Raw genomic sequence first — 9266 nt, forward strand, 5'->3', positions numbered from 1 at the left:
TGCGGTTGGAGCGCATTTTCTGCGTTTTACATGCCAGAAGCATGGTGCGAAGAGAGGGACTCGAACCCTCACACCCGGGGGGCACTAACACCTGAAGCTAGCGCGTCTACCAATTCCGCCACCTTCGCACATCGGGTTATCAGTCTGAATTTACATGCCGTCTGATAAGAGCATATTGCAGTATGGTGCGAAGAGAGGGACTCGAACCCTCACATCCGTGGGACACTAACACCTGAAGCTAGCGCGTCTACCAATTCCGCCACCTTCGCATCACTGCGGTGGGGGATTCTATAGAGTTTTGGGGGGGCGTCAACAGCCAGAAGGTACTTTTTTCGCTGTTGACGCCCAAAGCAGCATCAAGGGGACAAAACTTCAGCAATTAGCGTCACTGGCGAGCCAAGGCGTCCCGATACATCTGCTCGTACTGGATGACCGAATCGGGCCAGTTGAAGCGGGTGTTCATGGCATTGCGCTGAACCCGGGCAAACTGCTCGGGGTCCTGCAGGTAATAGAGCAGGCTGCGGCGCATGGCATCGAGCAATATGTTGGCGGTCGGATCGTTGAAGCAGAAGCCGGTCGCATGTGCCGGATCGGCATCCCAGTCCACCACCGTATCCTTCAGGCCGCCGACCGCCCGTACCAGCGGCAGGGTGCCATAGGCCAGGCTGTACATCTGGTTGAGGCCGCACGGCTCGAACAGGGAGGGCATCAGGAAGAAGTCGGCACCGGCCTCCACCAGGTGGGCGAGCCGGTCGTCATAGGTATTGATGAAGGCGAGCCGGTCCGGGAATTGCTGGGCCAGGGTGTGCAGCTGGGCGGCGAGGGAGGGATCTCCCGAGCCGACGATCACCACCTGCACCTTGTGATGAAGAAACTTGTCCAGCACCGGCAGCAGCAGATGCACGCCTTTTTGTTCGGTCAGCCGGCACACCATGCCGTAGATGGGCAGGTCCACCACCGGCAGGCCCAGCTCCTGCTGCAGGCTCTGCTTGCAGACGCCCTTGCCGGCCAGGTTGTCGACGTCATAGGTGGCCGGCAGAAAGTCGTCGAAGGCCGGATCCCAGTCCTGATAATCACAGCCGTTGAGGATGCCACGCAGATCCGACGCCCGCTGCTGGAAGACGCTGGCCATGCCGTGGGCCCCCAGGTGGGTCAGCAATTCGCTGGCATAGTTGGGGCTGACCGCGTTGATCTTGTCGGCATAGAGCACCCCGCACTTGAGCAGGTTGACGTGGCCGTAGTCGTAGCTGATGCGCTGTTCGTAGTCGGCGATCTCGGGCACGGCCCAGAACTGCTGGCGCTCGAACACCCCCTGGAACGCCGCGTTGTGAATGCTGATCACGCTGCGAGTGTGCTGGAAGAAGGGGTTGTGGGCGTGTCGGGTTTTCAGCAGCAGCGGCAGCAGGCCGGTGTGCCAGTCGTTGCAGTGCACTATGTCGGGGGCAAAGGCGAGCTGCTCGCAGGCATGCAGCGCGGCGGCGGCCAGGAAAGCGAAACGCTCGCCGTTGTCCGGGTAGGCCTGGTTGTTTTCGGCATAGAGCTGGGGGCGATCGAAGTACTGCGGGCAATCGAGCAGGTAGACACAGACCCCTTCGAGATCCATCTGATAGATGCGATAGCCGATATCCGGCAGACCCGGGTGGGTTGGCAACCAGCGCGAGACCAGCAGTTTGGCCTCATCCCGTCGCTTTATCGTCTTGTAGAAGGGGAGCATGATCCTGACATCATGCCCCTTCTGGGCCAGGTACAGCGGCAGGGCTCTGGCCACGTCCGCCAGGCCCCCGGTCTTCACAAGCCCCTCAACTTCCGAGGCAACGAACAGGATTTTCAGTGGGTTAATAGCCAACTCTTGCTCCCTTAGGTACCACGACGATACCGCCTTCGGACACGGTAAATCGCTCTCTGTCATGGTCCAGATTTTCACCGATCACGGTGCCGGGCGCAATTTCAACGTTCTTGTCGATGATGGCGCGGCGGATGGAGCAGCCCTCGCCAATCTTCACGTCCCCGAGCAGAACCGACTCGCTGATGTGGCTGCAAGGGCCTATGTTGCAGCGAAAACCCAGGATGGAGCGCTGGATCTGGCTGCCCTGGATGAAGCAACCGCCGGAGATCAAGGAGTTGGCGATCTTCACCTTGCAGTCGTCGGTGTCGACGAAGGTGGCGGGCGGCAGCGGCGGGTAGTGGGTATGCAGCGGCCACTTGCGGTTGTAGAGGGAGAAGGGGGCATCGTCGGCCACCAGGTCCATGTGCGCCTGCCAGTAGGAGTCCAGCGTCCCCACGTCGCGCCAGTAGACGCTGGGTTTCTCGCCCGGGATCACGTTGGTGCTGTAGTCGTAGACATAGACGGGGGCGCGCGGGAACAGGCTGGGGATGATGTCCTTGCCGAAGTCGTGGCTGGAGTTCTCCTCGGCGGCGTCGCGCTTGAGTTCGCGATAGAGCGACTCGGTCTCGAAGATGTAGTTGCCCATGGAGACCAGCGCCTGGGTGGGATCACCGGGGATGTGCTTGGGTCGCTTGGGCTTCTCTTCGAAGCCGATCATCCGGCCCTCCTGATCCACCTCGATTACCCCGAAGGCGCTCGCCTCCTCGATGGGCATGCGCAGGGCGGCGACGGTCAGGGCGGCGGCCTTCTGCTTGTGGAAGCTCACCATCTGGCTCACGTCCATCTTGTAGATGTGGTCGGAGCCGAAGATGCAGACGTGCTCGGGGTCGGAGATCTCGATGAAGCGCAGGTTCTGGTAGATGGCGTCGGCGGTGCCGTCATACCAGCGTTTGCCCATCCGCATCTGGGCTGGAATGGGGTCGATGAAGCGATCCGTGATGCCGACGATGTTCCACCCTTTCTTCATGTGTAGATAGAGGGACTGGGACTTGAACTGGGTCAATACGTAGATGCGCAGGAAGTCGGCGTTGACGAAGTTGTTGAGCACGAAGTCGATCAGTCGGTAGCTTCCACCAAAGGGAACCGAGGGCTTGCTGCGGGTGGTGGTGAGTGGCTGGAGGCGAGTACCTTCGCCGCCCGCCAGGATCATGGTGAGTATGCCTGCCATCGTATTTCTCTCCCTGAATTCATACTATGAAAAGGTTTTCATCTTGCTGCAAAAAAACACCCCTAAAGGGGTGGTTTGAGGTGCGTCAATTACCTTATCAGATCCCGGATGGGGCTCTCTACCTGTTTCCGGTGACTGCTTACACTTATTTACATTTTGCTCAGATAGACCTTGAATTTGGCATCGCTGCAGATCACTTCCGTCCGTTTGAAGTGCGTCTCCAGTATAGGCTGATATCGCAGAAAGGCGTTGGCAACTATGGTGAGGGTGCCCTGCGGCGACAGATGCTCCGGCGCCTTGGCCAGGAAGGTCTCTGTGGCCGCGTAGAAGGTCTTGAGACCGGCGTGGAAGGGGGGATTGGAGACGATGCGGTCGAACCTCTCCCGTACGTTGGAGTAGACGTCGGATGCCTTCACCTCGCCCTGCAGGCCGTTGATGGCCAGGGTACGGCGGCTGGATTCCAGCGCCAGCGCGTTGATGTCCACCATGGTGACCCTGAGTTCAGGATTGCGCTTGGCCAGCACAGATCCAATCACCCCGGCGCCGCAACCGAAATCGAGCAGCGATCCCTGCATGGCCGGCAGGCTGGCCAGCAGCATCTGGCTGCCAAGATCCAGCTCGGATGCACTGAACACGCCGGGCAGGGCCAGCACGGTCAGCTCAGTATCGCCAGCCTGGCACTGGTAGCGGCCAAACCAAGCGTCCAGCTCGAACGGGGCCACCGGCTTGCTGAGTTCGCCATGATAGAGGGAGCAGCGGCGGGCCGAATCGCGTTTGAGCGGCTTCTCGCCATAGGGAGCCAGCAGCTTGTCGGCCCCGTTGATGCCGCCGCGGTTCTCGCCGGCGAGGAACAGCTCGGCACCGGCTTCCAGCAGCGGGGTCATCATGGCCAGCAGATACTGGGCTTCGGCCTTGGCCTTGGGCATCAGCAGCAGCAGGGCATCGAAGCGGGGAGCGCCACCCAGTTGGTGATCGAACAGGATGGCATCGCCCAGCGCGGCCTGCTGGCTGCGGTAATAGCAGTAATCCGTGGTAAACACGGTGAGGGAGTGGGTCAGGGTTGCCAGCTGGCGCGGATAGTCATCCTCCAGGGCGCCGCACACCAGCAGCCGCTTGCCGACAAAGAGGGCTTGGTTTCGTTCCAGCATCTGGCTGACGGCACTGATCGGGCTGCTCATCGGGTCTCTCCACGCAATTTGGGGCGGCCATTATACATAGCCGCTTTCGCCTTGACATTTATGCCGTGTTCCCGAAATATGCCCAGACACCATTTTTTGAGCAGAGATGACGCAATGCGGTTCAACGGGTTGAAACGAAAGCATAAAAAAAGCCTGACATTCGGGCCTGCCGACGTTCGCGCGTAACCTCTCATCCCTGAGCAGATTCAAACCCCGGTTGCGCACATCGTACCGGGGTTTTTTATTGCCACATTCATGAGTCAACGGAGAAGGAAATTCCATGTTCAAAGGTTCAATCGTCGCCCTGATCACCCCCTTTCGACAGGGCACGCTGGATGAAGAGGCGTTGGCGCGTCTGGTGGAGTGGCATATCGAACAGGGTACCCACGGCATAGTGCCGGTGGGCACCACGGGCGAGAGCCCGACCCTGACCCATGACGAGCATTGCCGGGTGGTGGAGCTGGTGGTCAAACTGGTGGCTGGCCGCATCCCGGTGATCGCCGGGGCGGGTTCCAACAACCCGGTTGAAGCCATCGAATACACCCGTCACGCCGAAGAGGCGGGGGCCGATGCCACCCTGCACGTGGCCGGTTACTACAACCGTCCCAATCAGGAGGGGCTCTATCACCACTTCAAGGCGGTGCACGACGCCACCAGCAAGCCCATCATCGTCTACAACATCCCGCCGCGCGCCATCGTCGACGTGCAGCCGGCGACCCTGGCCCGCCTAGCCGAACTGCCGCGCATCGCCGGGGTGAAGGATGCGACCGGCGATCTGGCCCGCCCCTGGGTGGAGCGCCAGCTGATCAAAAAGCCCTTTGCCTGGCTCTCCGGCGAAGATGCCACCGCCGTGGCCTACAACATCGGTGGCGGTCAGGGTTGTATCTCGGTGACGGCCAACGTGGCCCCAAGGCTGGTGGCAGAGGTGCAGAACCTAGCGCTGGCCGGCCAGTGGCAAGCTGCGCGTGAACTGCAAGACAAGCTCATTCCGCTGCATCAGGCGATGTTTGCCGAGCCGAGCCCGGCCGGTGCCAAGTATGCCGTCTCCCTGCTGGGCTTTTGCAGCGAGGAGTGCCGCCTGCCGGTGATGCCGCTCTCCGAGGCAACGCGTACCCGCATCCGCGAAGCGATGCACGCCTTGAATTTGTTATAAAAAATGGGCTCTGGATCGCGCTTTTGATTGGCCAGTCAATTAAAGTGCAGGCTTTGCCGATATACTCGCTTGGATACAACCAAGGATGGCAGGCATGCAGGAATGGGATCCAGAGCACTTCACCAGCTTTGAACACCTCTGTGAAGTGACACTGGCGGCAATCAGGGAAAAAACCGAAGCCGAACAGATCTATTTGTGGCTGCGCGCCCCCGAGTCGCAGCTCTACAGCTTCCAGCTCGATCAGGGGCTGGTCAGCCTGGCTGCCGAGGCAGTCGCCCTTCTCAAATTACCGGTCATTTTCATCGAACACGCCCTCGACAAGGGACAACTGATGGTGGAGCCGCTCGCCCAGCACAACGAGCTGTGGGAAACGGTCGAACCACATACGGTGCGCCTGCGCGCCTGCTTCCCGCTCAAGCGCCACAAGGGGCTGGAGGCCGTGGTCTACCTGGAGACCCGCCGCCGCATCGATCGCCTGCCCCGGCGCCAGCAACAGGGCATCCAGCTGCTGATGCACTATCTTGCCGCCGAGCTCGAGAGCCGGCTGCTGGCCAGCCAGGTCGATCTGGAGCGGGATCAGCGGCTGCACACCCAGGCCGACCTCATCCGCAGCCAGGCGCTGCAAGGCTCTTTCCTCAGCATGCTGCAGGCGCTGCATCAGGTGGGAGTCAAGCTGGCGCGCTGTGACAGTGAACACCAGCTGCTGCACGACGCGGTGGCGCTGGCTCGCCAGGAGCTGCAGTTCGATCGCATCGCCATCTTCCTGGTGGATGCCGAGTTCAAGACCATGCACGGCACCTGGGGTACCAACGAGGTGGGCGAGCTGATCGACGAGCACCACTTCATCAGCCCGATCCCTGATCACCCCACGGTGCAGGAGGCGCTGCGCCGCAAGGATTATGTGCTGGTGCTGGAGGATGCGCCGCTCTACTACGAAAAGCAGGAGGTGGGACGCGGCTGGAATGCCATGGTCTCGCTGTGGGACGGGGCCACCCCCATCGGCTGGATCGCCGCCGACAACCTGTTGTGGCGCCGGCCGCTCAAGGCCTATCAGAGCGAGATCTTCAAGCAGTATGCCGCCATGCTCTCCCAGTTGCTGATCCGCCAGCGTACCCAGGCGGCACTCGAGCGTTTCAACCGCGAGCTGGAGCAGCGGGTCAGCGAGCGCACCATGCAGCTGGCCGAGAGCAACCGGGCGCTGGCGGAGGCCAACAAACGGCTCTCCATGCTGTCGCTGGAAGATCCCCTCACCGGCATCGCCAACCGCCGCCAGTGGGATCTCACCATGCAGCGGGAGTGGGAGTGGGCACGCCGGCACCAGAGTCTGCTGGCGGTGCTGATGATCGATGTGGACGAGTTCAAGTCCTACAACGACCACTTCGGCCATGCCAAGGGGGATCAGTGTCTGCAGCAGGTGGCTGCCCTGCTGCAGGATGCGGAACGGCGGCGTACCAATCTGGTGGCGCGTTACGGCGGCGAAGAGTTCGTGATCCTGCTGTGCGGTCCGCAACCTGGTGAAGCGGAGCGGCTGGCAGAACAGATTCACCAGGGGCTCAGTGAATTAAAAATCCCGCATCCCGCCTCCCGAGTTGCTGATTTCATTACGGTTAGCATAGGCTTTAGCTATCTGGTTCCCTCGCTGGATGGAACATGGCAGAGCCTGACCGAACAGGCCGATCAGGCGCTCTATCATGCCAAATCGCAGGGGAGGGCGTGTACGCTAGCCTATCGGTGAGCCCATGTTGTTACGTCGTTATCCCATCTTCAACCGTCGTCTCGCTCTCGTGGCCTATGGCATTGACTACCAGCTTGCCGACCCTGCCGAATGGCCCCTGCTGGCCGCCCAGTGCCGGCTGCTGGCACAGGGGCGCCAATATCTGCTGCCTTTCACCCACGAACAGCTCGATGAGCTGCGCCCCCTGCTGTTCGATCAGGACACCATTCCACTGGTAGAGGCTTCGGCCGAACGGTTGCCCACCTCTTTTCCCGTATTGGAGCAGTGGCGCGACTACCGGCGCCGGCTGGCGGTACACGGTGCCCAGCGCGAGCAGCGCTGGCTCAGCGCCTCCCGTCTGCTGGTGTTCTGGATGGGGGAGGAGGGGATCCGTCAGCCGACCGAACACAAGCGGATGGCCCTCGGCATCGAGAGTTGGGGGGATTTTCTGCCGCTCAAGGAGGCAGGGGTCGACTTCTTCGCCGGCGGCTTCCTGGCGCGCCCCGAGCTGGTCAACCAGCGCGCCGCCCAGCCGGACATGAAGCTGGTGCAGGAGATACTGCAGCTCATCTGTCACGAGGAGTTCTCCTTCGCCCGGGTGGCGACCCTGCTGCAGCAGGATGCCTGGCTGCCGGGGCAGCTGTTGAGTTACGTCAACGCTCCCGGGTTCGATCATGCCAGCCCCATCGTCTCGGTTAACCGGGCGCTCTCCTATCTGGGGGAGCAGGAGATCCGCAAGTTCGTGCTCATCTACGGGTTGGCCAGGGTCAGTCAGCACATTCCGGAGGCCTGTACCCGCATGGCCATCGCCCGCGGCCGCTTCTGCGAGTTGATCGCCCTGAGCGCGCTCGGCAAGTCCGCCGCCAGCTGGGCCTTCCTGGTGGGACTGGTGCTGGACGGCTCGCTGCTTTCCGAACAGCTCAAGGCCCATCTGCCCAAGGACGTGAAGCGAGCGCTGGAGTCTCGCGAGGGGCCGCTGTTTCATCTGTTTCAGCTGGTGAAGTGCTATGAACAGGGCAACTGGCCACTGCTGGCCCAGCTGGCGCCGAACTATCAGCTGGATCCCGCCAAGCTGACTCCCATCTATTTTCAGGCACAAATGTGGGGGCAAGCGTTTCTCGCCACCTAGGCCGTGGCGAGCGAGAGGGGCTCTGGCTAGAATGGGGGCCCTTTTTCAGACATGGATCCCGCACCATGACCCTCTCCGGCTTTCAAGGCCTGGTATTCGACCTCGACGGCACTCTGGTGGACTCCATGCCGCTGCACCTCGCCGCCTGGGCACACACGGCCCGGGAGTTTGGTTTTCACTTCGACCCCGACTGGTTCTATGAACTGGGCGGCATGCCGAGCCGCAAGATAGCCCTGCTGGTGGCCGAGCAGCAGCAGATCGCGCTGGATCCGCTCATCGTGACCCGTTGCAAGACCGAGCACTACGTGGCCAACCTGCACAAGGCAACCGTCTTCCCGGCCATGCAGACACTGGTCGAGCGTTACCATGGCCGCATCCCCATGGGAATTGGCACCGGCTCACCGCGGGTCAACACTGCCGCCGTGCTGCGCAATACCGGGCTGGATCGCTACTTCTCCGTGGTGGTGACGGCCGATGATGTCGAGCTGCACAAACCCCACCCGGATACCTTCCTGCTGGTGGCCAGCAAGCTGGGGGTCGATCCGGCGGGTTGTCTGGTGTTCGAGGATACGGGGATTGGCGTACAGGCCGGTCAGGCTGCGGGGATGCAGACCTGTATGGTCAAAGAGGGCAGACCGGTCGGCTTGCAGTATTGAACCTGCCGCATTGAATCTGGACAGAGAGCGCCGGCACTGGCGCTGAGGTAGAAAGTCCATTCCCATACGGGACTGTCATGACAAATGGGAACCTGATTACCCATGATTAGCAGTCACCCCGAACTATACTGATCTTATGCACAGTTATCGAGGAGCGAGATCATGGCCAAAAGCAAAGTCCAATTCCAGAAAGGCTACAGCCTGTTTGAGCTTCTCAAGGACTATGGCACTGAAGCTCAGTGCGAAAACGCGTTGTTCACTTGGCGTTTTCCTCACGGCTTTGTCTGCCCTGAATGTGCCAACAAGACCTGTTGTCACCTGAAAAGTCGGCCACGCGTGCTGCAATGCAATCACTGCCATCACCAGATGTCATTGACTGGGAA

The 9266-nt window shown here is 61.1% G+C and carries 8 protein-coding genes and 2 tRNA genes; 5 read left to right on the plus strand and 5 right to left on the minus strand.

Features of this window, described 5'->3' with window-relative positions; genetic code table 11:
- Positions 1 to 42: 42 nt before the first annotated feature.
- The 5 genes from CAK78_RS05235 to rsmC form a co-directional block, all read right to left on the minus strand.
- Positions 43 to 128, minus strand: a tRNA-Leu gene (locus CAK78_RS05235).
- A 55-nt stretch (positions 129 to 183) separates the two neighbouring features.
- A tRNA-Leu gene (locus CAK78_RS05240) sits at positions 184 to 269 on the minus strand.
- A 116-nt stretch (positions 270 to 385) separates the two neighbouring features.
- Positions 386 to 1846: a glycogen synthase GlgA gene (glgA, locus tag CAK78_RS05245; protein WP_094696595.1), complete on the minus strand. Its 1461-nt coding sequence runs from the start codon at positions 1844 to 1846 to the stop codon at positions 386 to 388.
- Complete coding sequence (gene glgC, locus CAK78_RS05250) at positions 1836 to 3053, minus strand: glucose-1-phosphate adenylyltransferase (protein WP_094696596.1); 1218 nt, start codon at positions 3051 to 3053, stop codon at positions 1836 to 1838. The genes glgA and glgC overlap by 11 nt, the downstream gene beginning before the upstream one ends.
- A 149-nt stretch (positions 3054 to 3202) precedes the next feature.
- Complete coding sequence (rsmC, locus tag CAK78_RS05255) at positions 3203 to 4231, minus strand: 16S rRNA (guanine(1207)-N(2))-methyltransferase RsmC (protein ID WP_094696597.1); 1029 nt, start codon at positions 4229 to 4231, stop codon at positions 3203 to 3205.
- Positions 4232 to 4511: 280 nt separating this feature from the next.
- Between rsmC and dapA the strand changes: the two genes are divergently transcribed.
- The 5 genes from dapA to CAK78_RS05280 all read left to right on the plus strand — a co-directional run.
- Positions 4512 to 5384, plus strand: a complete 873-nt coding sequence (gene dapA / locus CAK78_RS05260) for a 4-hydroxy-tetrahydrodipicolinate synthase (RefSeq protein ID WP_094696598.1) — start codon at positions 4512 to 4514, stop codon at positions 5382 to 5384.
- Positions 5385 to 5478: 94 nt separating this feature from the next.
- Positions 5479 to 7119 (plus strand): GGDEF domain-containing protein, encoded by a 1641-nt coding sequence (locus tag CAK78_RS05265; RefSeq protein ID WP_094696599.1) that lies wholly within the window; start codon positions 5479 to 5481, stop codon positions 7117 to 7119.
- Positions 7120 to 7123: 4 nt separating this feature from the next.
- Entirely contained in the window at positions 7124 to 8227 is a 1104-nt protein-coding gene (locus CAK78_RS05270; RefSeq protein ID WP_019839024.1) for an EAL and HDOD domain-containing protein, read from the plus strand.
- A gap of 65 nt (positions 8228 to 8292) precedes the next feature.
- Positions 8293 to 8883: an HAD family hydrolase gene (locus CAK78_RS05275; RefSeq protein WP_176452684.1), complete on the plus strand. Its 591-nt coding sequence runs from the start codon at positions 8293 to 8295 to the stop codon at positions 8881 to 8883.
- A gap of 162 nt (positions 8884 to 9045) precedes the next feature.
- Positions 9046 to 9266, plus strand: a 221-nt coding sequence (locus CAK78_RS05280; RefSeq protein WP_141214107.1) for a transposase, incomplete at its 3' end; no start/stop codon positions are given.

The sequence above is a fragment of the Aeromonas sp. A35_P genome (assembly GCF_002259925.1).
GTDB classification, from domain to species: Bacteria; Pseudomonadota; Gammaproteobacteria; order Enterobacterales; family Aeromonadaceae; genus Aeromonas; species Aeromonas dhakensis.